This window comes from Pseudomonas sp. NFX183 (assembly GCF_047943075.1).
GTDB lineage: Bacteria > Pseudomonadota > Gammaproteobacteria > Pseudomonadales > Pseudomonadaceae > Aquipseudomonas.
In genome coordinates this window covers 5,580,775-5,606,956 of the sequence record NZ_CP181333.1, presented here as the reverse complement: position 1 = coordinate 5,606,956, position 26,182 = coordinate 5,580,775, and the positions used below count along the sequence as shown (strand labels likewise).

General features: G+C 61.3%; 19 protein-coding genes. 16 read left to right on the top strand and 3 right to left on the bottom strand.

What is annotated here, in order from left to right:
- Window positions 1-310 precede the first annotated feature (310 nt).
- From ACM530_RS26240 to pgm, 3 genes are all read left to right on the top strand, one after another.
- Window positions 311-1,744, top strand: coding sequence for a hypothetical protein (locus ACM530_RS26240; protein WP_416363541.1), 1,434 nt, complete (start codon window positions 311-313; stop codon window positions 1,742-1,744).
- Window positions 1,741-3,147, top strand: a complete 1,407-nt coding sequence (locus tag ACM530_RS26235) for a PLP-dependent aminotransferase family protein (RefSeq protein ID WP_416363540.1) — start codon at window positions 1,741-1,743, stop codon at window positions 3,145-3,147. Before ACM530_RS26240 ends, ACM530_RS26235 begins: the two co-directional genes overlap by 4 nt.
- A gap of 105 nt (window positions 3,148-3,252) precedes the next feature.
- Window positions 3,253-4,896 (top strand): phosphoglucomutase (alpha-D-glucose-1,6-bisphosphate-dependent), encoded by a 1,644-nt coding sequence (gene pgm / locus ACM530_RS26230; protein ID WP_106578094.1) that lies wholly within the window; start codon window positions 3,253-3,255, stop codon window positions 4,894-4,896.
- Between the two features lie 64 nt (window positions 4,897-4,960).
- Here pgm and ACM530_RS26225 read toward each other — a convergent pair whose 3' ends face one another.
- On the bottom strand, window positions 4,961-5,656 hold the full coding sequence (locus ACM530_RS26225) for a pirin family protein (RefSeq protein WP_369302226.1): 696 nt from the start codon (window positions 5,654-5,656) through the stop codon (window positions 4,961-4,963).
- Window positions 5,657-5,875: 219 nt separating this feature from the next.
- On the opposite strand from ACM530_RS26225, the gene ACM530_RS26220 reads away from it, so the two are divergent.
- The gene (locus ACM530_RS26220; protein WP_416363539.1) at window positions 5,876-8,326 is read left to right on the top strand and encodes a UvrD-helicase domain-containing protein; all 2,451 of its coding nucleotides are present in this window, start codon (window positions 5,876-5,878) and stop codon (window positions 8,324-8,326) included.
- Window positions 8,327-8,393: 67 nt separating this feature from the next.
- On the opposite strand, the gene ACM530_RS26215 is transcribed toward ACM530_RS26220, so the two are convergent.
- Window positions 8,394-8,666 carry a DUF1652 domain-containing protein gene (locus tag ACM530_RS26215; protein WP_145160542.1) on the bottom strand — a complete coding sequence of 91 codons (273 nt, stop codon included), beginning with the start codon at window positions 8,664-8,666 and terminating at the stop codon, window positions 8,394-8,396.
- Window positions 8,667-8,922: 256 nt separating this feature from the next.
- On the opposite strand from ACM530_RS26215, the gene ACM530_RS26210 reads away from it, so the two are divergent.
- The 4 genes from ACM530_RS26210 to ACM530_RS26195 are packed head-to-tail and all read left to right on the top strand — an operon-like array spanning window position 8,923 to window position 12,696.
- Window positions 8,923-9,732: a helix-turn-helix transcriptional regulator gene (locus tag ACM530_RS26210; protein ID WP_369302224.1), complete on the top strand. Its 810-nt coding sequence runs from the start codon at window positions 8,923-8,925 to the stop codon at window positions 9,730-9,732.
- A gap of 49 nt (window positions 9,733-9,781) precedes the next feature.
- Window positions 9,782-11,188, top strand: coding sequence for an NAD(P)/FAD-dependent oxidoreductase (locus ACM530_RS26205; RefSeq protein WP_416363538.1), 1,407 nt, complete (start codon window positions 9,782-9,784; stop codon window positions 11,186-11,188).
- Between the two features lie 26 nt (window positions 11,189-11,214).
- Window positions 11,215-11,556: a cupin domain-containing protein gene (locus ACM530_RS26200; RefSeq protein WP_416363537.1), complete on the top strand. Its 342-nt coding sequence runs from the start codon at window positions 11,215-11,217 to the stop codon at window positions 11,554-11,556.
- A gap of 60 nt (window positions 11,557-11,616) precedes the next feature.
- Window positions 11,617-12,696 (top strand): polyamine ABC transporter substrate-binding protein, encoded by a 1,080-nt coding sequence (locus ACM530_RS26195; RefSeq protein ID WP_242196897.1) that lies wholly within the window; start codon window positions 11,617-11,619, stop codon window positions 12,694-12,696.
- Between the two features lie 264 nt (window positions 12,697-12,960).
- Here ACM530_RS26195 and ACM530_RS26190 read toward each other — a convergent pair whose 3' ends face one another.
- Complete coding sequence (locus ACM530_RS26190; RefSeq protein ID WP_262206714.1) at window positions 12,961-13,746, bottom strand: helix-turn-helix transcriptional regulator; 786 nt, start codon at window positions 13,744-13,746, stop codon at window positions 12,961-12,963.
- A 199-nt stretch (window positions 13,747-13,945) separates the two neighbouring features.
- On the opposite strand from ACM530_RS26190, the gene ACM530_RS26185 reads away from it, so the two are divergent.
- From ACM530_RS26185 to ACM530_RS26150, 8 genes are all read left to right on the top strand, one after another.
- On the top strand, window positions 13,946-15,310 hold the full coding sequence (locus ACM530_RS26185; protein ID WP_262206715.1) for an APC family permease: 1,365 nt from the start codon (window positions 13,946-13,948) through the stop codon (window positions 15,308-15,310).
- 9 nt (window positions 15,311-15,319) lie between these two features.
- On the top strand, window positions 15,320-16,423 hold the full coding sequence (locus ACM530_RS26180; RefSeq protein WP_416363536.1) for a P1 family peptidase: 1,104 nt from the start codon (window positions 15,320-15,322) through the stop codon (window positions 16,421-16,423).
- Between the two features lie 367 nt (window positions 16,424-16,790).
- Complete coding sequence (locus ACM530_RS26175) at window positions 16,791-18,224, top strand: serralysin family metalloprotease (RefSeq protein WP_106578104.1); 1,434 nt, start codon at window positions 16,791-16,793, stop codon at window positions 18,222-18,224.
- Between the two features lie 48 nt (window positions 18,225-18,272).
- Entirely contained in the window at window positions 18,273-18,641 is a 369-nt protein-coding gene (locus ACM530_RS26170) for a protease inhibitor Inh/omp19 family protein (RefSeq protein WP_106578105.1), read from the top strand.
- Between the two features lie 102 nt (window positions 18,642-18,743).
- A complete protein-coding gene (locus tag ACM530_RS26165) occupies window positions 18,744-20,498 on the top strand; it encodes a type I secretion system permease/ATPase (protein WP_404488184.1) in 1,755 nt (584 codons plus the stop codon).
- On the top strand, window positions 20,495-21,796 hold the full coding sequence (locus ACM530_RS26160; RefSeq protein WP_416363535.1) for an HlyD family type I secretion periplasmic adaptor subunit: 1,302 nt from the start codon (window positions 20,495-20,497) through the stop codon (window positions 21,794-21,796). The genes ACM530_RS26165 and ACM530_RS26160 overlap by 4 nt, the downstream gene beginning before the upstream one ends.
- A 2-nt stretch (window positions 21,797-21,798) precedes the next feature.
- Window positions 21,799-23,133, top strand: coding sequence for a TolC family outer membrane protein (locus tag ACM530_RS26155; protein WP_416363534.1), 1,335 nt, complete (start codon window positions 21,799-21,801; stop codon window positions 23,131-23,133).
- A 30-nt stretch (window positions 23,134-23,163) separates the two neighbouring features.
- Window positions 23,164-26,121, top strand: coding sequence for an autotransporter domain-containing protein (locus tag ACM530_RS26150; RefSeq protein WP_416363533.1), 2,958 nt, complete (start codon window positions 23,164-23,166; stop codon window positions 26,119-26,121).
- The last annotated feature ends 61 nt before the right edge of the window (window positions 26,122-26,182 follow it).

Genomic DNA, 26,182 nt, shown 5'->3' with positions numbered 1-26,182 from the left:
AGGTCAAAGTTAGAAGATTTTTATGTGTCAGATTCATCTTCTAGTTCAAGGATAAATGAGTGTAGGGGGCCGTCGGAGCATTCCTAGGATTTCCGTATTGACGGCCTGGACGCCTCACGCACGGCCTGTTGGCGCAATGGATGCTCCAACGGTGCGCCGGTGCATATTCCATGTCGGTTAATTGCAGAGTGCTAGTGTTTATTTATCGCGAACACGGTAGCGCGGGCACCCCTTCTTACAGATGCAATAGACCGGGCAGTGCGTCTCGGTAGTTGCTTGAAACTGATATTTCAACTCAGGTAGTAGAGCTATGAGCGCTATTCACGAACAAGCTATGAATTATGTTTACCAGCAAGTACTGCAACGGCTCATCGGGCACTTCAATCGTGCAGAACGCACTGCACTTCAATTGTTGATACAGCGGATTGTCGTTGCCGCTGGCGGTATGGAGCAGGTGGGCGATTACAAGGTGCTGGTGGCCCATGGCGGCGGTGAAGTGAGCAGCTACACCCTGGCGCTGTTGCGTGCCGCGCAATTGAGCATCGCCGGCCGTGCCCCCAGGACGTTCCAACTGCGGGTGGCCACCTTGCGTCACAGCGGCATGACCCAAGGCACGCTCGACACGCTTCACCGCGGCTACAGCCAGTTGTTTTTTCACGACGACCCACGGGTTGAACTGCTGATGGTGGAAAATCACCAGGTGCTGCCTTTCAACCACCAGCGCCCGGCCTCCGCCACTGGGCGCGAGGCCAGCCAGCGCAACATGCTGATGATGGGGCATCTGTCCTCCGGTGACGTTCGCGCAACACTGTGCAACGAGACCTATCTGGCCCTGGGCGACTTCTACCAGCGCGTCACCGCCTGGGACGGTGGCGTGCATGCATTGGTCAGCGGCGATTGCGCGCGCAAGCAGGGCCAGTTGCTCGCCTGGCTGAAAAAGACCGCCCAGGCCGCGGGCGTTCAGGTTCCTGCGGGCAGGCCCGCGACGCTCAATGGGCTGTTCGCGCGCATGGATCAGTGGAGTGACGACATTTATCGCGACTTGTACGGTGAGCACTATGTGGCGAAGAGCGACACCAGCCCGGGTGGCCACCGCCACCTCGCGTACATCGGTATCGCCGACCTGCTGGACGGCATTGACCGCGGTTGCGCGCCGTTGCTCACCGAGTTCATGGCCTATAACCCGGATCCATTGGGCTTTCATCTGAGTCATCCGACCTTTGCCAACCCAATGTTGATGGCGCACCTGCGCGGCCTGCAAGCCGAGAGCCTGAGGGCGCTGGATTACGAAGCGGGCGTCGAAGGGTTCATGCTGCAGGCCGCGAATTACTTGCGTCGTCGGCAGGTGTGCGAAGCATTGATCACCCAAACGGTCAGCCGTGAAGGACGTGCCGTGTCGGCCCAGCACGCCCAGCGGTTTTTCGGCCTGGATGAAGGCCAGTTGATCTGTCTGCTGTTTTCGCCCTTTATCCACCACGGTGAGCGATTGGAAGGTTATTTGCGCCAGTGCCACTCGGGCATGCTAGTGGCGCTGCCGGAACTGCACAAAGTGCTGCAGGGCAAGCCCGCTGCCGAGATGCTGCAGCAATGGGTCACCGACGCCAGCGGGCTGCCGCTGCCGTTGCTCCAGCATCTGTACCGCAAGCGGCCAATGCCGGGCGGCCCTGGTAGTACCGCTCGCGGTTGTCGTCAGGAACGGTCGACGCCCACTGCCGACATGGCCTTGCAGCTGTCCGGGCGATGACCCTGCGTGGCGTGCGGCAGGCGGATTTCGCCTATCAGGCGGTGTATCGCTACATGATCAACCTGATTGACGAGGTCAGCAGCGATAGCCGGGTGAAGCTGCCGTCTCTGCGCCAGTTATCCCAACGCCTGAACGTGTCCATCTCCACCATCCAGTACGCTTACTCGCTGCTGGAGAAAGAGGGAAGGGTGTACTCAGTGGCCAAGTCAGGCTATTACGCCTGGCCGCTTGCCGGCAGCACATCGACGTGGCCAAGCGGGGATTTGCTCGAGCGCCTCTATGTGGCGGCGCGACGCCCGGGCATGGTCGTGCTCAGTGGCGATGAGCCTGCCTTGTTGGCCTCGCTGGACAGCACGCTGTTGCGCCTGGAGCGGGAGCTGGTGCGCCAGTACCCGCACCACTTGCAGCCCTGGTCCCAGCCATGTGGGGTGTGGGAGCTGCGCGCGGCGCTGGCGGCGCGTTACACGTCGTCGCCGACGCGCTGCTGGCACGCCGACGATGTGTATATCGGTGCCGACCTGCGCGGGGTGCTTGATATCCTCATCGAGGTGCTTGGCCTGCCCGGTTCTACGGTGATTATCGAGTCGCCCTGCGACTGGCTGATCCTGCGCCTGCTGCAGGATGCCGGCATCCGCCTGCTCGAATTGCCCTGGGCGCACGACGGCAGCCTCGACCTGGTGTCGCTTGAAGGCCTGCTGCGCGACGAGCGCGTGAGCCTGGTGCTGCTGTCATCGACGGTCAGCCAGCCCTCCGGCGTGGCGATGGCGTTGCGCGATCGCCTCAAGGTGGCGCAATTGCTCGACCAGCATGGGTGCTGGCTGTTGGAGAACGATACGTGCGGGGAATTGAGTTTCAAACCACCCCACACGGCCTTACGCGATCTGGTGAACCCGGAGCGGCTGATGGTGTTTTCCGCCTTCGAGAAAATTCTCGGCCCAGAAGCGCCGTATGGCTACGTGCTGTCCCGGCACATGAGCAGCCAATTGCAGCGCCAGTTTCTGCTGCGTTCGTTCCGGTTGTCGTCAATTCGTCAACGCGCGATTGCCCGCCTGTATCAGAGCGGGCAGATTGATCTGCACCTGCGCACCCTGCGTCAGTTGCTGCGCGAGCAAGCCGGGGCAATGAGCCAGCTGCTCGAGCAGCATTTGGGCGATCAAGTGACTTATCGGATGCCTGCCGGCGGCGCGACCTTCTGGTTGGGTTCGACCCAGGCGGTGGATATGCGCCAGGTGTTCCAGTATTTGCTGGCCCGGCAGGTGGTGGTGGCGCCCGGCGAGTTGTTCAGTGTCGGCGGACTGCACCATCAGCACATGCGTTTGAGCCATACCTTTCATGGGCAGCCCAACCTGGAAGTTGCGCTGGCGGCACTGGCTGATGCCCTGCGGCAGGCACAAACAGGCTAGATGCGTGAAATTTCTCTGAGTTTTGTAGGATCGATACCGTCGCGTAGTAGTCCAACTCTCAGTAAACTGTCGTTTTTTCCAAATCCTTCTTTTCGAGGTTCATGCATGACTATCAGTCCTTTTGCGGGCAAGCCGGCGCCAGCTCAGTTGCTGGTGGATATCCCGCGACTGGTCACGGCCTACTACACAGGCCAGCCTGATGCAGCGATCTCCACCCAGCGCGTGGCTTTTGGCACCTCCGGCCACCGCGGCAGCTCGTTTGAGTTGAGCTTCAACGAGTGGCACGTGCTCGCCATCAGCCAGGCCATCTGCCTGTATCGCGAAGCCCAGGGTATCAATGGTCCTTTGTTCGTCGGCCTGGACACTCATGCGCTGTCGACACCGGCCGGTGCCAGTGCGCTGGAAGTCCTGGCGGCCAATGGCGTGCACGTGATGCTGGCCGAGGGCGATGAATACACGCCGACCCCGGCAATTTCCCACGCCATCATCTGCTATAACCGCGGCCGCACCACGGGCCTGGCCGACGGCATCGTGATCACGCCGTCGCACAACCCGCCGCAAAGCGGCGGCTACAAGTACAACCCGCCCAATGGCGGCCCAGCCGATACTCACGTCACCAAGTGGATCGAAGCCAAGGCCAACGAACTGCTGGCCAACAAACTCGCCGGGGTCAAGCGTATCACCCACGCCCAGGCGCTCAAGGCCGATACCACGCACCGCCACGATTACCTCAACAGCTACGTGGCCGACCTGGTCAACGTGATCGACATGGACGCCATCCGCAGCGCCGATTTGCGCCTGGGCGTCGATCCGCTGGGCGGCGCAGGGGTGCGCTACTGGTCGGCGATTGCCGAGCACTACCGCTTGAACCTGGACGTGGTGAACACTGAAGTCGATTCCACCTTCCGCTTCATGAGCGTCGACTGGGACGGCCAGATCCGTATGGACCCGTCCTCCAGCTATGCGATGCAAGGCTTGATCGGCCTCAAGGAGCGGTTCGACGTGGCCTTCGCGTGCGACCCGGACCACGATCGCCACGGCATCGTCACGCCGTCCGGCGGCCTGCTGGCGCCGAACAATTATCTGGCCGTCTCTATCGATTACCTGTTCCAGAACCGCCCGGACTGGCGCGCCGATGCCGCCGTGGGCAAGACCGTGGTCAGCAGTGGCTTGATCGACCGCGTGGCCGCGCGTATTGGCCGTCGTCTGTACGAAGTGCCCGTTGGCTTCAAATGGTTTGCCGATGGCCTGTTTGAAGGCTCCCTGGGTTTCGGCGGCGAAGAGAGCGCCGGTGCCTCGTTCCTGCGCAAGGACGGCACGGTGTGGAGCACCGACAAGGATGGCTTGATTCCGGCCCTGCTGGCGGCGGAAATGACCTCGCGCAAAGGCCAGGACCCAAGCCAGATCTACCGTGGCCTGACCGACGCACTGGGCGAGCCCTTCGCGATCCGCGTTGACGCCAAGGCCACCCCGGCGCAGAAAGCCTTGCTGGGCAAGCTGTCGCCGGAACAGGTCACGTCCACGCAATTGGCCGGGGAAAGCATCCAGCAGATCCTCAGCCATGCACCGGGCAATAACCAGGCGATTGGCGGTTTGAAGGTGATGACCGAAAACGGCTGGTTTGCCGCGCGCCCATCGGGCACCGAGGACATCTACAAGATCTACGCCGAGAGCTTTGTGGGCGAGGATCACCTCAAGCAACTGGTGGAAGAAGCGCAGGTGCTGGTCGACGGCGCAATCAGCCAGTAATCACGCCATACCCGATGTGGGAGGGGTTGTTCCCTCCCACATTTTCAGGTTAACGAACGTCACTTCAAGCCAGATCGACCAGCACGATCTCGCTGTCCTCAATCGCCGTCACCCGTAACAGTTGCTCATCCTCAACCGCCACGCCGTCTCGAGCTTGCGCACGCAAGCCATTGACTTCAATCACGCCCGTCGCCGGCACCAGGTACGCGCGGCGCCCGCTGTCGAGTCGATACTCGGCACTTTCTCCCGCTTTCAGGTTGGCCGCCACCAGACGCGCATCAGCGCGGATGCGCAGGCTTTCGCTGTCACCGGCCTTGCCGCTGGCCAGGGTCACAAAGCCCTCGCGATCTCCCTGGGGAAAGGGTTTGGCGCCCCACGAAGGCGGCAGGCCGGCCTCGTTTGGGATAATCCAGATCTGGAAAATCTTGGTCGGCGTGGCCTCCAGGTTGTATTCGCTGTGGGCGATCCCGGTGCCGGCACTCATCACTTGTACATCGCCGGCCTCGGTACGGCCCTTGTTGCCCAGGTTGTCGGCGTGACTGATGGCGCCTTCGCGCACGTAGGTGATGATTTCCATGTCGCGGTGCGGGTGCTGCGGGAAACCCGTGCCCGGCGCGATAATGTCGTCGTTCCATACCCGCAGGTTGCCCCAGTGCATGCGCTTGGGGTCGTGGTATTGGGCGAATGAAAAGTGGTGATGGGCGTCAAGCCAGCCATGATGGGCGCCGCCCAGCGTGTTGAAAGGTCGAAGTTCGAGCATGATAGTCTCCTGATGATGGAGGCCATGATCCGCCAGTGCATGATCGATAAAAAGCGTAAAAATTGCCGTATTCTCATCCAATTATTCGATTGGTTACAGGCGTTTCAACTTTCACTTCATCGCCTAACTGCATGACGTCAAAGCAATTGGCTGGAACTGAGCGCCGATTCCGGCGACCATGGCACCTTCGCCAAAACCAACCTCATCGCTGGAGTCCGCGTGCCGCAACAAACGTCTGATTTGCCCCCTGAGCTTCGACCTCTGGCAGAAATGCCGCTGCTGAAACGGCTGGCCGCCCGCTTGTTTGGCCACGGCCTGACGCGTTTACGTGCGCAGCATCGGTTTTCCTGGCTGCACGGCCAGGCTGACGGATTTCGCAGCGGGCACGAAGCCGGTGTGGAATATGGCTATCGCGAAGGCAAGGCTGACGGAATAGAAGAGGGCCGTCAGGTATTGCTGATCCGTGACTTCCGTCCCGATGAGCACAAGGCGCCAGGTGTGGATGACAGCCTGTTCGACGACTGGCGGCTGCCGCTCAGCGCCGACGTGAAGAAGCGCATGAAGGCGGATGTGGCGCGTTTACTGCCGGCCCATGCACAGCCGAGCAGCGCGCAATGGAAAATGATCTTCAGCGACACGCCTTCGACGTCGGTGATCGCTGGTGCCGGTGCTGGTAAGTCCACCTCCCTGGTGCTGCGGATCCTGTTGCTCACCCATTACCTGGGCTTTGAACTGAGCTCGATGACCGTGGTGACGTTTACCCGCGAGTCGCGCAAGGACTTCATCAACAAGCTCATGGAAATTCTCAGCCTGTGGGGCCAACCCCTTGGCAGTAAAGAAGCCCAGGCCGTGGTGCGAACCTTCCACTCGCGCATCTTGCCGATGGTGCGCAGCTTGCCCGGCTTTGAACGGCTGCAGGCGTTCGAAAACCTCAGCAGCGGTGTCGAGGACGCGGACAGCAACCCATTCGACCTGCGCATCGGCGATGCCCAACGCCAACAGATGAATGCCTGTTACCACCGGCTGCACGGCCGGCACGAGCGTTTCCGTGAGCTGATTGCACCCTTGGCCCGTCATGGCCTGCAGCTCAAAGAACTGGAGCGCGACCATCCGGATGTGCAAAAGCGTATCGCCGTGACCGAGCTGGCCGCCAAGCGTGATGAAGAACTTTGCGATGTCATCGAAGACCTGTGGTTTCGTGCGGGCGCCTGGCCGATCAAGGGCATTGAGCCGAGCCGTCAGACCTTTGAGATCAATGGCGCGCAGTTTCACTGTCACGGCTATATTCCGCAGCTGGACGCCTGGGTAATGCTGGGCTTCGATTCACGCGAAAACGCCCAGATCAGTCGGCCAAATTCGAAGCTTTCGGTGCGCGCCGAGTGGGTAGTAAAGCGCACCCTTTTTCAAGCTTTCTGTCGTAACCCTATGATTTGGCTAGATAGTTATGAATCTTCCAAGCGTCTATTAAGCAGCTTGGCCGGCGATGCTACCGCAGGGCCGGGCTTCGATTACAAGGTCAAAGGTGAACTCGCCTCGGCGCCACTGCTGGACAGCTTTGTCATGGCTGCCGGGTTCATCGAGAACCTCGGCCTGGACGTGCCGACTGCCGTGGGCCAGATGAGCTTTGCCAAGGACGATCCCGACCGGTTGTTTTTTGAAGCCCTGAGCATCTTCTGGAAAGCCCTGGAAGATCACCTGCTCGATCAATCGCCGCCGATCATGACCTACAACCGGATGTTTTCGCTGTTCGGCGAAAATACCCCGGAAAATCTCAAGCTGCTCAGCGATCCGTTGCTACGGCCGATGTCGCACTTGATGATCGACGAGTTTCAGGACGTGTCACCGCAGATCGTGTCGTGGATTCGCGCCAGCCTGCGCGAAATCCGCGCTCGCGGCCCGGCGATGCACGTAGGCCGCGGCGCACAGCGTTCATCCTTGCTGTGTGTGGGCGATGACTGGCAGTCGATTTATGGCTGGCGCGGCAGTTCACCCCAATACTTCATGGCGTTCAACACCGAATTCCCGTCGCCGAGCACCACCCGCGTGATGCTGAGTGAGAACTACCGCAGCCACCAGCACATCATCGACGCCGCCGAGCATATTGTGCGCGCCGCCCCGGCAATCCCCGGCAAAAAAGCCAAGGCCAGTGGCGAGCCAAAGGCATTGGTGCCCGTGACGGTGCTTGAGCGCGACGATGCTGCGTTGGCTCGGCAGTTGCTGACGCACTATCAAAGAGGCGAGTCGGTGTTAATGCTTTATCGAAAAAGTAGCGATAAGTTATTGATTAAAGAGCATATTCAGTCTGTAGTTAATGCTGATTCTAGCTTGCCGTTACCGGACCGCAGGCTGAGACAGCTGACTTATCACAGCGCCAAAGGGCTACAGGCCGATGCGGTATTTCTGCTGGGTGATTGTCAGCATGTGACCAGCTCGCCCTACAAGAATCAGGTCTACCGCATGGCTGGCCTGGGCAAGGACGGTGACAGCGAGCCGTATGACGCTGCCCAAAAAGACGAAGTGCTGCGCCTGGCCTATGTCGGTATCACCCGAGCGGTAAGCCATTGCTATTGGTACGTGGAAAAGCCGGAGGGCCAGGGCGTGAATGTGCCCAGGGCTTCGGAACGGGTAGATGGCAACAAAGCGTTTTTTGACGATCACCGTGGCCAGTGAGTGCAGCGTGATGTGGGAAGGCGCCAGCCGTTCCCACATGAGCTATACGTCGCCTGATAACCTGAGGTCAGGCCCGCAAGGACAGCGGCGGCACAAAACACTCCAGCTCAGCTTCGACGGCTTCGATGATGCGCTCTACATCGGCGGCATTCATCACGGTGGCACAGGGAATGCCGGCAATCGCGATCAACGTTTCGCCGCTGCTGCGATCAAACAGGCGGGCGACCATGCTGCCGGGGGCGTCCATGCTGCCCTCAAACCCCATCGGATGAAAATGCCAGCGCATCAGCTGGCAAGCGTTGGGAAATGTCACTTTATTCATGTTGCCCACCTTCTTCATTGAGCGCTTCCTTTAGCTCGCGGCAGGGGCCATGACCGTCACTGGTCAGGGCATCGAAGAAGTTCAAAATAGCACCCGTTCGCAAGCGCAAGGTGACTTTTTTAGGCCCGTTGGGCAGTTCTTTTTCAATACCTTGATGTGGGTCATCTCCTACTACAAACTAGGCAAAAGGCCATTATTCAGAAGCGCCAATTGACCATTGAAGGCTGCCCCGAAATTCGGCACTCTCCAGGGTTTACCCGCAACCGAGCCGCCCATGCCGCAGACCGCTCCGGACGATGATTGCCAACACACCCAAGCCACGGGCGATCTGGTGCTGCGTCACCACCTGTGCTGGCGCCATCGCGATCTGGATGGCGTGATGTCCTATTACCATCCGGACATCCAGTACCACGACTTCTTCCAGAACCGCGTCATCGGCTACGCCGAACTGCGTGACTACCTGCAAGCCAGCATGCCGCGTGGCGCCGATGAAGCCATTGAGCACACCGACCGCATTCGTGCCGACGGCGACACCGCGTTCATCCAGTACCGCATCACCTTGCGGGGCGGCCAGGGCCTGGTGTCGTTTCGCACCAGCGAGGCCATCACTGTGCGTGACGGGCTGATCTGGCGGGTCAACGAATACGCGTCACTGGTGCACGAACAGCCAACCCGGGCCATGCGCCCCACGGTCAGTCGCCTGGGTTTGTCGCCCCAGCAATTGGGGCACATGGCCAATGACCTGCAACACTATTTCGAACTCAAGCAGCCCTACCTGGACCCGGAACTGGACCTGCAACGGGTTGCCAAGGAATGCGGCTACAGTCGCAATCAGATTTCCTACCTGTTGAACCAGGTGCTGGGGCAGAGCTTCTACCGCTACGTCAACCAGGCCCGGCTTCAACACTTGCTGGCCGCGCTGGATAACGCCGTACCGCCGATAAAAGTCGATGACCTGGCGTTCGCCGCCGGTTTCAATTCACTGTCGGCGTTCTACAGTGCCTTTCGTCAGCACACCGGCCAGTCGCCCAAGGCCTACGTCAAACAAATTTCTCTGCGTGCACGCGCGCAAGACAGCCCATAACACCGCGCTCTAGGATCCAGCCTATCGAAACGAGGTAGGGGAGCTTGGCATGCCGGCATGGCGCAATATCAGTTTATGGATGGACCAGTTGGACGACCCGCTGCTGGCGCGGCCGGCCTTGGAGCATGACCTGGACGTCAACGTGGCCATCATCGGTGCCGGCTACACAGGCCTGTGGACGGCCTATTACCTGAAACGCCAGGCACCCGAGCTGAAAATTGCAATTATCGAAGCGCAAACCGCAGGTTTTGGCGCCTCTGGCCGCAACGGCGGCTGGCTGATGGGCAATTTGCTCGGCGAAGATCGCCTGCTCGCCGGGCTTGACCCGCAACAACGCCGCGCCTCCTTTGACCTGCTGCACGGCATTCCCGATGAAGTGGCACGGGTGCTGGCCCGTGAGGGCATCGACTGTGACTACCGCAAGGGCGGCGCGCTGTACTGCGCCGCGCGCTACCCCGAGCAGGAAGGCAGCCTGCGCCGCTACCTCGAAAAACTCTACGCCCAAGGCCTGACAGCAGACGATTACCGCTGGCTGAGCCCGCAACAGCTGGCCGAACAGATCCGTATCGCCAAACCCTATGGCGGCATCTACGCGCCGCATGTGGCGACGATCAACCCGGCCAAACTGGTGCGTGGCCTGGCGCGCGTCGTGGAGAGCATGGGCGTCACCCTCTACGAAAACAGCCCGGTCACCCATTGGCAGTCCGGCAGCCTGCGCACCGCCAAGGCGGGAGTGCGGGCCGCTTGGGTGGTGCCGGCGGTGGAGGGCTATGCCACCACGCTGCCGCCGCTGGGTCGCTATCAGTTGCCGGTACAGAGCCTGATTGTCGCCACCGAGCCGCTGCCCGCCAGCACCTGGGATGAAATTGGCTTGAGCCACGGCCAGGCCTTCGGCGAAAGCAGCCGCCAGGTCACGTACGGCCAGCGTTCTGCCGACAACCGCCTGGTGTTCGGCGCGCGGGGCGGCTACCAGTTCGCCGGTAAATTGCGCCACAACTTCGACCTGACCGACAGCGAAGTGGAACTGCGTCGCTACCTGTTTGGCGAACTTTTCCCACAGCTGAAGAAGGTTCGGATTACCCACTCGTGGGGCGGCAACCTCGGCATGTCACGTAACTTCCGACCGCACATGGTGTGTGACCACAAGACCGGCATCGCGCTGTCCGGGGGTTACGGCGGGGAGGGCGTAGGCGCCAGCAACCTGGGTGGCCGCACCTTGGCTGACTTGATCCTGGGCCTCGATACGCCGCTGACCACCCAGCCTTGTGTGATTCGCGAACGTGGCCTGGACGCGCTCAAGGCCTGGGAGCCCGAGCCGTGCCGCTGGCTGGGCTACAACGCGATCATTCGCAGTTTCGTCCATGAAGACCAGGTATTGGCCAACCCCAATACCGCGCCTTGGCGCCGCAAGTTGGCGACCGGCGTGGCCGGGTTCATGGAAGGCTTCATGCACTAAGACGTTTCACTCACACGGGAAAACCCATGAGCATCACTCACTTCAAAGACACGCTGAATGCCCACTTGCCGGACTCCTCACCGGTGGCCGTGCCCTTGGGCGAGCCCATCGCCGTGGCCTCCACCTTGAGTGTGGAACGCGACGACGGCGTCGAAACCGGCATCTGGGCGTGCACGCCAGGGCGCTGGCGTCGGCAGATCAAATCCCAGGAGTTTTGCCACTTTATCCAGGGCCGCTGCACCTTCACGCCCGATAACGGTGAAGTCGTCCACATACAAGCCGGTGATGCACTGATGTTGCCGGCCAACAGCACCGGAGTCTGGGATATCCAGGAAACCGTGCGCAAGACCTATGTATTGATTCTGTAACGCTTTGATCCTTGATCGCCTGCCATAAAAACAGCCCTAAAACCGCCAGGAAATCGAACCATGAAAGCCATTGCCCTGTTGCCCTTGATGTTGGTGGCCACTATCAGCCAGGCCGCCGAGACGGTGAAGATCTACAACTGGTCGGACTACATCGCGCCGGATACCACCAAGCACTTCCAGCAAGAGACCGGCATCGGTTTCACTTACGACGTGTACGACAGCAACGAAACCCTCGACGGCAAGTTGATGACCGGCAAATCCGGGTATGACGTGGTGTTTCCGTCCAACCACTTCATGGCCCGGCAAATCCAGGGCGGCGCCCTCAAAAAGCTCGACAAGAGCCAGTTGCCGAACTGGAAAAACCTCAACCCGGTGCTGCTCAAGGCCCTGGAAAACAACGACCCGGGCAACCAGCACGGCTTCCCGTACCTGTGGGGCAGCACGGGCATCGGCTACAACATCGACAAGGTCAAGGCCGTGCTGGGCGACAACGCCCCGGTGGATTCCTGGGACCTGATTTTCAAGCCGGAGAATATGGCCAAGCTGCAAAAATGCGGCGTGGCGATCCTCGACAACGGCCCGGAACTGCTGCCGGCGGCGCTTAACTACCTGGGCCTGCCACACCACAGCAAAAAGCCCGAGGACTACAAGAAAGCTGAAGACCTGCTGATGAAAGTGCGGCCGTACGTGGCGTATTTCCACTCTTCGAAGTACACCGCTGACCTGGCCAATGGCGACATCTGCGTGGCCGTCGGCTTCTCCGGCGACATCCTGCAAGCCGAAAGCCGCGCCAAGGAAGCCAAGAACGGCGTGAACATCGGCTACAACATTCCCAAAGAAGGCGCCGCCATCTGGTTCGACATGGTCGCCATGCCGGCCGACGCGCCTGACGAAAAGGCCGGCTATGCGTTCATGAACTACCTGCTGCGCCCGGAAGTGATGGCCAGTATCACCAACTACGTGCACTACGCCAACGGCAACGCCGCCGCCGACAGCCTGGTGGACCCGGCGATCAAAGCCGACACCAAGGTGTACCCGAGCCCGGAAATGATGGGCAAGCTGTTTGCACTCGAAGCAATGCCGCTGAACATCGACCGGGTTCGTACGCGAGTGTGGAACACCATTCGTACCGGGCGATAGGCTTAGCTGCTGTGGCGAGGGGTTGTTGTGAGAAGCGGGCTCCCTGTGTCGAGCGGGCTTGTTGTGGCGAGCGGGCTTGTCCCGCGTTGGGCTGCGAAGCGGCCCCAAAACCTGCCGCTGAGGACCGCCTGATACACCACATTCATCCCTACTGGGGCCGCTTCGCGCCCCAACGCGGGGCAAGCCCGCTCGCCACAACAAGCCTGCCCACCACAGTAACCCTGCCAGCCACAACAACCCGGCTCACCACAACCGCGCATGCAGTCAGGGGTTTTCCAAATCGTGCCCCAGCGACTGGATAAACAGCGAAAACAGCTCCGGCTGTGACGAGATATCCAGCTTCGCGTACAGGTGTCGCCGGTGCACCTTCACGGTGTCCGGCGAGATCTTCAGGCGTTCGGCCATGGCCTTGGACGAGAACCCGCGCAGCACCAGGCGCGCCACTTCCAGCTCCCGCTCCGAGAGCACGCCACTGCCGAAATGGCTCAGCGCATCCCGGATCTGGCTGTCCATCGCCGGCGCGCGTTGGGTACTTTGCTGCCAATGCTGGTGCATCAACGGCAACACCCAGGCTGCCAGCATCGTCATCAACCCGGTTTCCTCAACGCTGAACCGCCGCTGCATGCCCAGCGATAACGACAAGGTCCCCGTACCCGGGACTTGCAGGATGAACTGCACCTCGTCTTCCAGCACGTTGTCGTGGAAGTAGTTGAGGAAGTATTCACTCTGGCGGAAATGATCCGGCGCGACTTCCTCCAGGCGATACACACCACTGGCATAACCCTCGCGGCAGGCCTGGTAAAACGGGTCGAGCAAGTACAGGCCATTGAGGTACACCAGCATCGACGCCGGTTTACTGCTGGGCTGGGCGTCGTATTCTTCCAGGGCCTGGGGCGGGCCGTCGGCAGGATAGAAAATCGCCAGCGCGTTATCGAACGGCAGGCATTGGTGCAGCAACAGCACCAGCTGCTTCCAGAACCGCTCGGTGCCGATATGCGCGACGGTGCGGCCCAGGCCTGCGTGCATGCCGACCTCTCTGAACAGGCTCATCTCACAGGCTCCCACCCTCAAAATATCGGCCAAGGGTTCGGCTTTTAGCGCGTACCGTCAAGGGGAGTACGCCAATAGGGGAATTGGCCTGCCTACACGCAGCGTTTACTTTCTCGACCATCCAGTGGGAAACATATCCCGCAAACGCCAGACCTTTCGTTTCTGCCTCACATCAAAAACAACGACAGAGGATAACGATATGAGTGCTTCCCCCGCGCCAGACGGCGTGCTCAAACCCACGCTGAGCGTGTTCGATGTGGTCGCCATCACCGTTTCTGCGGTGACGCCGGCCAGTTCCGTGTTTGTGATTGCCCCGTTTGCCATCCAGCAAGCGGGCAGTGGTGTGTTCCTGGCGTTTGTGATGGCCGGCTTGCTCGCCTTGATGTTCGCCTTCTGCTACGCGGAGCTGGGCCGCGCGCACAACAGTGCCGGTGGCGAATACGTCTACGCCAAGCGGGTGTTTGGCGGCATGGCCGGCTACGCGACCTTCCTGACCGTGCTGGTGATGCTGCTGTTTATCCCACCGGTGTTGGCCACTGGCGCGGCGACCTACCTGAACAATGCTCTGGGCACGCAGTTCGATTCGCAAACCGTCGCCCTGGTCATCGTGGTGTGCAGCTACGCGCTGGGCATCCTCAATATCAAGCTCAACGCCTGGATCACCGGCACCTGCCTGCTGCTGGAAATCGCCGCGTTGCTGGTGATTGTGTGCATCGGCTTCGGCAACCCGGTGCAGCCGGCCAGCGTGTTGTTCCAGCCGCAAATCGTCGAAAACGGCGTGCTGCACCTGGCGCCGTGGGGCTTGGTGATCGGCGCGGTCGGTATCGGCTTGTTTTCGTACAACGGTTACGGCCCCGCCGTGTTGTTGGCTGAAGACATGAAGTGTGGCGGCAAAGGCGTGCACAAGGCGGTGCTGTGGTCACTGGGGCTGGTGGTGGTGATCGAACTGGTGCCCATCACCGCGCTGTTGATCGGCGCGCCGTCGTTGAGTGCGATGATCAGCAGCCCGGACCCGATCGGCTACCTGCTGACCAGCCACGGCAATGAAACGCTGTCGCGGCTGGTCAGTGCGGGGATCTTCCTCTCAGTGTTCAACGCGATTGTCGCCATCGTCATCCAGATTGGCCGCGTGGTGTTCAGCAGCGGCCGCGATGCGCTGTGGACGCCGCGCATCAACACACTGTTTACGCGCATTCACCCGCGCTGGGATTCGCCGTGGCTGGCAACCTTGTTCCTGGCCATCCCGTCGGCGCTGTTGAGTTTCAGCTCCAACCTGGCGGACCTCACATCCTTCAGCGTGTTACTGATCATATTGGTGTACCTGGCGGTGGCCTTGTGCGCGCTGATGAGCCGGGTGCTGCTGCGTGATCGCGAGCATCCTTATCGCATGCCGTTATGGCCGCTGCCGGCGGTGCTGGCCGTGCTGGGCGCAGGTTACCTGCTGGTGACCTTGATCTACGCGGCGTCGGTGCGCGACATCATGATCATCATCGGCTTGCTCGCACTGTCGGTCATTTTTTATTGCATCAGTGGCCGGTTGAGTCCGGCGTATCAAAAATTGTAAGGAGTGGGTATGCGTGCACGTCAATTGGGCATCACGTTGGGGCTGGGCACGCCCGGCGAATTGAATGCGATCACCGATGTGCCGGGCGTTCGGGTCGGCCACAGTACGCTCAAGGCGTGTATCGACGGCAAACAAGTGCGTACCGGTGTCACCGTGATTCAGCCGCGCGAAGGTGAGGCGCGTCAGCAACCGTGTTTTGCCGGGTACCACGTACTCAACGGCAATGGCGATGCCACCGGCCTTGAGTGGATCAGCGAAGCGGGATTGCTGACCACGCCGGTGGCCATCACCAACACTCACAGCATCGGCGTGGTGCGTGACACCTTGATCGCCCTGGAGCGTGAGCGCCTGGCGGACCCGGCGGTGTATTGGTGCATGCCGGTGGTGATGGAAACCTACGACGGGCTGCTCAATGACATCTGGGGCCAGCACGTCAAGCCCGAGCATGTACGCGAGGCGCTGGATAACGCTGAGAGTGGCCCGGTGCAGGAAGGCGCAGTGGGCGGTGGCACCGGGATGATCTGCCATGAGTTCAAGGGCGGCATCGGCACCGCCTCGCGGCGATTGCCGGCCGAGCAGGGCGGCTGGACCGTCGGCGCGCTGGTGCAGGCCAACCACGGCAAGCGTCAGGAACTGCGGGTCGACGGTTACCCGGTGGGCCGCCACTTGATGGGCATTGCTTCGCCGTTTGCCGCGCGTGGCACGCCGGGCATGGGCTCGATTGTGGTGATCATCGCCACCGACGCGCCCTTGCTGCCGCACCAATGCCAGCGCCTGGCGCAACGCGCCTCGATTGGTATTGCGCGCACCGGCGGTGGCACCGAGGATTCCAGTGGCGACCTTTTCCTGGCATTCGCCACCGGCAACCACGAGCTGCCACCGGCCGATTACGGGCGCAAGAACCTGCCGCTGAGCAGCGCGTTGCAGATGCTCAACAACGACCATATTTCGCCGTTGTTCAGCGCAGCGGCGGAGGCGGTGGAGGAGGCGATCATCAACGCCATGCTGGCCGGCGAGGACATGACCACCGAGGACGGCGTCAGGGTGCCCGGCCTGGCGGATGAGACCTTATTGACCGCACTAAACAAGTGCGGTTGGAGCGTGTCCCCGTAATAGGGGACAACTCTAATTAATTATCTAAGTAGTGGCTCTTTAATGTCGCCAATGACACCGTGACAATATATTGGATCCATTATTCAAGTGCGCCGCTCAAGTTGAGCGGCTTTACTGCTATTTAATATTTAAATACCACTCGGGCCGGCGGTTTTGCGCAAATGCAGTTGTCCCCAATAAACACTGCCTGCGACTTCCTTAAGTTGAATCCACGTCACATTTTCACTGCTGAAATATTTGTAGACGAAAGATTTCAAGTTGTGTCAGTTTCGATACGCCTTCAAAAGAGGCGAGTGATAGGACGATCTCGCCCGCGGGGTTCCTATCGACCAAAGACTGATGCACTTGCAAACAAGGAAGTACGTTTATGTCAAAAGTAAAAGACAAAGCTATTGTTTCTGCCGCGCAAGCCAGCACTGCTTACTCGCAAATCGATAGCTTCAGCCATCTGTATGACCGTGGCGGCAACCTCACGGTGAATGGCAAACCGTCCTTTTCCGTGGACCAGGCAGCGGACCACCTGCTGCGCGATGGCGCCTCGTACAAGGATGTGAATCACAACGGCAAGATCGATCTGACCTACACCTTCCTCACCTCGGCTTCCTCGGCCACCCTGAACAAACATGGGATCTCCGGGTTCAGCCAGTTCAACGCCCAGCAGAAAGCACAGGCCGTACTGGCCATGCAATCCTGGTCGGATGTCGCCAACGTGAGCTTTACCGAAAGCGCCTCGGGCGGTGACACGCACATGACCTTCGGCAACTACAGCGGTGGCCAGGATGGCGCGGCTGCCTTCGCTTACCTGCCCGGCACCGGCGCAGGCTACGACGGCACCTCGTGGTACCTGACCAACAGCAGCTACACGCCGAACAAGACCCCGGACGTGAACAACTACGGCCGGCAGACCCTGACCCACGAAATCGGCCATACCCTGGGCCTGGCTCACCCTGGCGACTACAACGCCGGGACCGGCAACCCTTCGTACAAAGACGCGGACTATGGACAGGACACGCGTGGCTACAGCGTCATGAGTTACTGGAGCGAAAGCAACACCAACCAGAACTTCACCAAAGGCGGCGTCGAAGCTTACGCTTCAGGCCCGCTGATCGACGACATCGCCGCGATCCAGAAGCTCTACGGTGCCAACTACAGCACCCGTGCCGGCGACACCACCTACGGTTTCAACTCCAACACCGGGCGTGATTTCTACAGCGCTACTTCCAATGCCGACAAGCTGGTGTTCTCGGTATGGGACGGTGGTGGCAACGACACCCTGGACTTCTCCGGTTTTACCCAGAACCAGAAGATCAACCTCAATGAGGCCTCGTTCTCCGACGTTGGCGGCCTGGTGGGCAACGTGTCCATCGCTAAGGGCGTCACGGTCGAGAACGCCTTCGGCGGTTCGGGCAACGACCTGATCATTGGTAACAACGCAGCCAACCTCATCAAGGGCGGTGCCGGCAACGACATCATCTACGGCGGTGGCGGTGCGGACCAACTGTGGGGCGGCGCCGGCAACGATACCTTCGTGTACGGTGCCAGTTCCGATTCCAAGCCGGGTGCTGCTGACAAGATCTTCGACTTCACCTCGGGTTCGGACAAGATCGACCTGTCCGGTATCACCAAAGGTGCAGGCTTGAGCTTCGTCAACGCATTTACCGGGCATGCCGGCGATGCTGTACTCAGCTATGCCTCGGGTACCAACCTGGGCACCTTGGCCGTGGACTTCTCCGGGCACGGCGTGGCGGATTTCCTCGTCACCACCGTTGGCCAGGCTGCGGTCAGCGACATCGTAGCGTGATGTAAAGCGCGCGGCGCTCCGGCGCCGCGCTCTATGATGGAGCAGCACATGCCGCGTTTTTCTCATTTGATCGCCTGTGCTTCACAGGTGTTGTTCGTGTCGGCAGGAGCCCACGCAATGGCTAGCAGTCTTGTTTTACCCACCACCGCCCAGTTGGCCGGCCACTGGCAGTTGCACCAGCAGGATCAAGTGTGCGCGTTGGACCTGTTGGACCAGCCTAACGCGCTGGCCGGTGATGTGGCGTGCGCCGCGCAATGGCTGGGCGATAAGCCGCTGACCTGGTTACCGACCCCGGATGGCATCTGGCTGATGAACGCCCAGGGCACGGGCATTATCCATTTGAACCGTGAAAAAGACGGCGAATATAAAGGACAGACGCCTTCAATCCCCGAAGTTGTCCTGCAACGAACACCTTAATTAACAGTTATAAGCATATAACCCGATTTTAATAGTTGGCCGCCCTACTGTGGGGCCTGGGCAACTAGTGCGCGTAATTCGCTTCAGGGAAGATCAGAAGATATGGCGAAGTCCCATGCGGTTGCGCCCTTATTCAGGGCGTTGGGTGAATACAAGAGTATTTTGATCAGCATCGGCTGTTTTACCGCATTGATTAACCTGTTGATGCTGGTGCCGTCGATTTACATGCTGCAAGTGTACGACCGTGTGTTGTCCTCCCAGAATGAAACCACCCTGGTGATGTTGACGTTGATGGTCGTCGGCTTCTTTGCGTTTATCGGCACGCTGGAAGTCGTTCGCAGTTTTATCGTGATCCGGATCGGCAGCCAGTTGGAGCGGCGCTTCAACTTGCGCGTCTACAAAGCCGCCTTTGAACGCAACCTGCAGCGCGGTCAGGGGCACGCCGGGCAATCCCTTGGCGACCTGACCGTGATCCGCCAATTCATCACGGGACCTGCGCTGTTCGCGTTCTTTGATGCACCGTGGTTTCCCATCTACCTGTTCGTGATTTTCCTCTTCAACGTGTGGCTTGGCGTGCTGGCAACGGCGGGCGCGGTACTGCTGATCGCGCTGGCGTGCCTGAATGAATACCTGACCAAAAAACCGCTGGGCGAGGCGGGCGCGTTTTCCCAGCAATCGACCCAGTTGGCCACCAGCCATTTGCACAACGCCGAGACGATCCAGGCCATGGGCATGCTCGGCGCGTTGCGCAAGCGCTGGTTCGCGGTGCATTCGCAATTTCTTGGCTATCAGAACAAGGCCAGCGACACCGGCTCGGTGATCACCTCGCTGAGCAAGTCCTTTCGTCTGTGTTTGCAATCACTGGTGCTGGGCTTGGGCGCCTTTCTGGTGATCAAGGGCGACATGACGGCTGGGATGATGATCGCCGGTTCCATCCTCATGGGCCGCGTGCTCAGCCCCATCGACCAACTGATTGCGGTGTGGAAGCAGTGGAGTTCGGCCAAGTTGGCTTACCAGCGGCTTGACGAATTGCTGCGCGAATTTCCGCCGGAAGTCGAACACATGGCGCTGCCGGCGCCCAACGGCCAGGTCAGTTTCGAACAAGTCAGCGCGGGCCCGCCCGGGCGGCGCGTGCCGACCCTGCATCAGGTCAGCTTCAACCTCGGTGCGGGCGAAGTGCTTGGCGTGCTCGGCGCGTCGGGTTCGGGTAAGTCGACCCTGGCCCGCGTGCTGGTGGGTGTGTGGCCAACCCTGGCCGGCACGGTGCGCCTGGACGGCGCCGATATCCATCGTTGGGACCGCGACGACCTCGGTCCCCATATCGGTTACTTGCCCCAGGACATCGAACTGTTCAGCGGCAGCATCGCCGACAACATTGCACGGTTTCGCGACGCCGACCCGGAACGGGTGGTGCAGGCCGCGCAACAAGCCGGTGTGCATGAGCTGATCCTGCGCCTGCCACAGGGTTACGACACGGTGCTGGGCGACAACGGCGGTGGCCTGTCCGGTGGCCAGAAGCAACGCGTGGCCCTGGCCCGCGCGCTCTACGGCGGGCCGCGCTTGATCGTGCTGGATGAACCCAACTCCAACCTCGACACCGTCGGCGAAGCCGCGCTGGCCAGTGCCATCGTGCAGATGAAAGCCCAGGGCAGCAGCGTGGTGCTGGTGACGCACCGGTCCTCGGCGCTGGCCCAGGCCGATAAGTTGCTGGTGCTCAACGAAGGCCGTTTGCAGGCCTTCGGCCCCAGCCAGGACGTGCTGCGCGCCTTGTCGGGCCAGCAGCAGGAAGCACCACGAGAAAAGGCCGGCGTGAGCCTCAGCCGTCAGTACCAAGCCGGAAGGAATCCAGGCGCATGAGCAGCCTTACATTTGAGCAACGAGATGCCGGTTTTTTCGTAAAAATGGGTTGGCTGCTGACCATCGTCGGCGCCGGCGGCTTCTTTCTCTGGGCCAGCCTGGCGCCTCTGGACCAAGGCATCCCGGTGCAAGGCACGGTGGTGGTGTCGGGCAAGCGCAAAGCCGTGCAAACCTTCAGCCCCGGCGTGGTCAGCCGGATTCTGGTGAAGGAGGGCGAGGTGGTCAAACAAGGCCAGCCGCTGTTTCGCCTCGACCAGACCCAGAACCAGGCCGACGTGCAATCGCTGCAAGCCCAGTACCGCATGGCCTGGGCCAGCGCGGCGCGTTGGCAGAGCGAGCGCGACAACCGTTCCAGCATCGTCTTTCCGGCGGAGCTGAGCGCCAACCCCGACCCGGCCCTGGCGCTGGTGCTGGAAGGCCAGCGCCAGCTGTTCAGCAGCCGCCGCGAAGCGTTTGCCCGTGAACAAGCGGGGATTCGCGCCAATATCGACGGCGCCACCTCACAACTGAATGGCATGCGCCGCGCGCGCAGTGACTTGTCGGCCCAGGCCCAATCCCTGCGCGATCAACTGGCTAACCTGCAGCCTTTGGCCGACAACGGCTATATCCCGCGCAACCGCCTGCTCGATTACCAGCGCCAACTGTCCCAGGTGCAGCAGGACCTGGCGCAGAACACCGGCGAAAGCGGCCGCGTGGAGCAGGGCATCCTTGAGTCACGCCTGAAGTTGCAGCAGCACAGCGAGGAATATCAAAAGGAAGTGCGCAGCCAATTGGCCGACGCCCAACTGCGCAGCCTGACCCTGGAGCAGCAACTCACCTCCGCCGGGTTCGACCTGCAGCACAGCGAGATCAATGCGCCGGCCGATGGTATTGCGGTCAACCTCAGCGTGCACACCGAAGGCGCCGTGGTGCGTGCCGGTGAAACCCTGCTGGAAATCGTGCCCCAGGGCACACGTCTGGAAGTCGAAGGGCGTTTGCCGGTGAACCTGGTGGACAAGGTCGGCACGCACTTGCCGGTGGATATCCTGTTCACGGCCTTCAACCAGAGCCGCACCCCGCGCGTGCCGGGCGAAGTCAGCCTGATTTCCGCCGACCAGATGCTTGATGAAAAAACCGGCCAGCCGTACTACGTGCTGCGCACCACGGTGAGCGAGGCCGCACTGGAAAAACTCCATGGCCTGGTGATCAAGCCGGGCATGCCCGCCGAGATGTTCGTGCGCACCGGCGAGCGCTCGCTGCTCAATTACCTGTTCAAGCCGCTGCTGGATCGCGCCGGCTCTGCGTTGACCGAGGAATGAGCATGAAGTCGGTGTGCCTTTCTCTGTGTTTGCTGTGCGGGTCTGCCCAGGCGGCCATGGGCCCGTTTGATGTCTACGAGCAAGCGTTGCGTAACGACCCGGTGTTTCTCGGCGCGATCAAGGAGCGCGACGCCGGCCTGGAAAACCGCACCATCGGCCGCGCCGGGCTGCTGCCCAAGCTGTCGTACAACTACAACAAGGGCCGCAACAACTCTGAGGCGCACCTGCCGGACGGGCGCGGCGGTAACTACCGCGACGACCGCAACTACAACAGTTATGGCTCGACCTTCAGCCTGCAACAGCCGTTGTTCGACTACGAAGCCTATGCCAACTACCGCAAGGGCGTGGCCCAGTCGTTGTTCGCCGATGAAAGCTTTCGCGACAAGAGCCAGGCGCTGCTGGTGCGGGTGCTGAGCTATTACACCCAGGCCCTGTTTGCCCAGGACCAGATCGACATCGCCCGCGCCAAAAAGAAGGCCTTCGAGCAGCAGTTCCAGCAAAACCAGCACCTGTTCCAGCAGGGCGAAGGCACGCGTACCGACATCCTCGAAGCCGAATCGCGTTATGAACTGGCGACTGCCGAAGAGATCCAGGCGCTGGATGAGCAGGACGCGTCGCTGAGGGAGTTGGGCGCGTTGATCGGTGTGCAGAGCGTCAACATCCAGGATTTGGCGCCGCTGAACCAAAGTTTTGCCGCCTTCACCCTGACGCCGGCCAACTACGACACCTGGCATGAACTGGCGATCACCAATAACCCGACCCTCGCTTCCCAGCGCCAGGCCGTGGAAGTGGCGCGCTATGAAGTGGAGCGCAATCGCGCCGGGCACCTGCCCAAGATCACCGCGTATGCCAGCTCGCGCAAACAGGAGTCCGACAGCGGCAACACCTACAACCAGCGCTACGACACCAACACCATCGGCATCGAAGTCAGCGTGCCGCTGTACGCCGGTGGCGGTATTTCGGCCTCTACCCGCCAAGCCAGTCGCGGCATGGAGCAGGCCGAGTACGAGCTGGAAGGCAAGACGCGCGAAACCCTGATCGAGCTGCGCCGCCAGTTCAGCGCGTGCCTGTCCGGGGTGAGCAAATTGCGCGCGTATCAAAAGGCCCTGACCTCGGCCGAGGCGCTGGTGGTATCGACCAAGCAGAGCATCCTCGGCGGCGAGCGGGTCAACCTCGATGCGTTGAACGCCGAGCAGCAGCTGTACAGCACCCGTCGCGACCTGGCCCAGGCGCGGTACGACTATTTGATGGCCTGGACCAAATTGCACTACTACGCGGGCAACTTGCGCGACACCGACCTGGCGAAAGTCGATGAGGCATTCGGCCCGGTGAAATGAGCAGTTATAAAAACAATAAGGATGGTTTAGATGATCACCGATTCATCACGCTTCAAACCCTTTACCGCAGGTTCCTTGCTCCTGTTGTCCGTTGCGGCACAGGCGCAATACACCGAGACCGGTTTACTGGGTAACCCCGCCAGCTGGCGTTCGGCCGAGTTCCAGAGTGACTGGGGCCTGGACCGCATGAAGGCGAATGAGGCCTACGCCGCCGGGATCAGCGGCAGCGGGGTAAAAATCGGCGCGCTGGACTCCGGGTTCGATACCGATCACCCGGAAGCCTCCAAAGACCGCTTCCACCCGGTCACGGCCACCGGCACTTACGTCAATGGCAGCGCGTTCAGTACCACCGGCGCGCTCAACCCCAACAACGACTCCCACGGCACCCACGTCACCGGCACCATGGGCGCGGCGCGTGATGGCGTGGGCATGCATGGCGTGGCGTACAACGCGCAAGTCTATGTGGGCAACACCAACGCCAACGACAGCTTCCTGTTTGGCCCCACCCCTGACCCCAAATACTTCAAGGCGGTGTACACCGCGCTGGTGGATTCCGGCGTGCGCGCCATCAATAACAGCTGGGGCAGCCAGCCGCCGGACGTCAGCTACCAGACCCTCGACGGCCTGCACGTCGCCTACGCCCAGCATTACAACCAGGGCACCTGGCTGGATGCGGCAGCGGATGTGGCCAAGGCCGGCGTGATCAATGTGTTCAGCGCCGGCAACAGTGGTTACGCGAATGCCAGCGTGCGTTCGGCGCTGCCGTACTTCCAGCCGGAACTGGAAGGCCACTGGCTGGCGGTGTCGGGCCTGGACAAGGCGAATAACCAGAAATACAACAAGTGCGGCATCGCTAAGTACTGGTGTATTTCCACCCCGGGCGCGCTGATCAACAGCACCGTTCCCGGCGGCGGTTATGGGGTCAAGTCCGGCACGTCGATGTCGGCGCCGCACGCCACCGGCGCCTTGGCGCTGGTGATGGAACGCTACCCGTACTTGAACAATGAGCAGGCATTGCAGGTGCTGTTGACCACCGCCACGCAACTCGACGGCTCAATTACCCAGTCACCCAATACCACTGTGGGCTGGGGCGTGCCGGACCTGGGCCGGGCGATGCACGGGCCGGGGCAATTGCTCGGCTCGATGAACGTCAACCTGGCGGCCGGGCAGGGCGATGTGTGGAGCAACGGCATCACCGACCAGGCGTTGCTCCAGCGCCAGGCCGAAGACCGCGCCGAGCACGCAGCCTGGCAGCAAACCCTAATCGACAAGGGCTGGCAAAACGGCGTGGGCGCAACTGCCAGCCAGCAGGACCAGACCGACTACGCGGTCGGCACCGCCCGTGATCAAGCCGCCGCGAACCGCGTGTATGAAGGCAGCCTGATCAAATCCGGCGCCGGCAGTTTGCTGCTCAGCGGCGACAGCACCTACCGCGGCGCGACCAGCGTCAATGGCGGCCTGCTGGCGGTAAACGGCTCGCTGACCTCGGCCGTGACCGTGAACGACAGCGGCACCCTCGGCGGCTCCGGGCGCATCGGCGCCTTGGCGGTGAACAGCGGGGGCACCGTGGCACCGGGCAATTCGGTCGGCACCTTGCAGGTGGCGGGCGATGTGAACCTGGGCGCGGGCTCCACCTATGCGGTGGAACTGACCCCGACCAGCAGCGACCGCATTGTCGCCGGTGGCAACGCCGTACTGGGCGGCGGCACCGTCACCCTGGCGCTGGAAAACAGCCCGACATTGCTGAGCCAGAGCCAGGTGCAAAGCCTGATCGGCCGCCAATACACCATCCTGCAGGCGGCGGGCGGCATCCAGGGGCAGTTTGGTCAAGTGCTGCCCAACTACCTGTTCCTTGGCGGCACCCTCGACTATGCGGCCAACGGCGTGCAACTGGACGTGGGGCGCAACGGAGCGACTTTTGCCAGCGTTGCCGCCAACCGTAACCAGCGCGCTGTCGCCGCCGCTGCCGAGCAACTGGGCGCGGGCAACCCGGTGTATGAAAGCCTGTTGCAGTCCGACTCCGTCGCAACCGCTCGGCAAGGCTTGCAGCAACTGTCCGGCGAGGTTTACCCGGCGATTGGCGCGATGCTGATCAACGACAGCCTGCAACTGCGTGATGCTGTGGGTGAGCGGCTGCGCCATGTACCGGTGAACGGCGAAAGTAACCTGTGGCTCAAGGCGCTCGGGGCTTGGGGCAAGGCTGACAGCCGCAGCGAAACCGCAGGTTCGACCACCTCGATCGGTGGCTTGCTGGCCGGTGTAGACGGTGCGTTGGACGAGCAGACCCGCGTGGGTGTGGTCGCAGGCTACAGCGACAGCTCCTTGAACCTGGGCAGTGGCACACACTCATCGGCGTCCATCGACAGTTACCACTTCGGTGCGTATGCCGGGCGTGAACTGGGTGACTGGCGCGTGAGCGTCGGCGGTGCCTACAGCTGGCATCGCGGTGATGTGAAGCGCGACCTGCAATACGGCGACGTCAGCGGCAAGCAAAAGACCAAGCTGGATGCGCGCACGGCGCAGTTGTTCACCGAGGCGGCGTACCGCATTCACTTGCAACCGCTGGCGCTGGAGCCGTTCGCCAACCTGGCGTACGTGCACCTGGACAGTGACTCATTCCACGAAAAAGGCGACGCCGCGGCCCTGGAACGTGGCAGTGATCGGCGGGATGCGGTGCTCAGCACCCTCGGGCTTCGCGCGTTGAAAACCTTGTCATTGAATGACCATCAGCAACTGGAGCTGTCCGGCTCGCTGGGCTGGCAGCACAGCCTCACGGCGGTGGAATCCGAAGAACATTTGGCGTTAGTTGCCGGCGGGCCGTCATTTGCCGTGCGCAGTTCGCCGTTGCTACGTGATGCGGCGCTGGTGGGCGTGCAGGCCAGCCTGGCGTTGAGCCCGACCACACGGGTCAACCTGGATTACAACGGCCAGTTGGGTGGCCGCGAGAAAACCCAGGGCGTGGGGCTGAGCCTCAACTGGCAGTTCTAGAGAACACCGCAGGTCAAAAACGGTGGGAGCTGGCACGCCAGCGCCCACATCAGATAGGCGG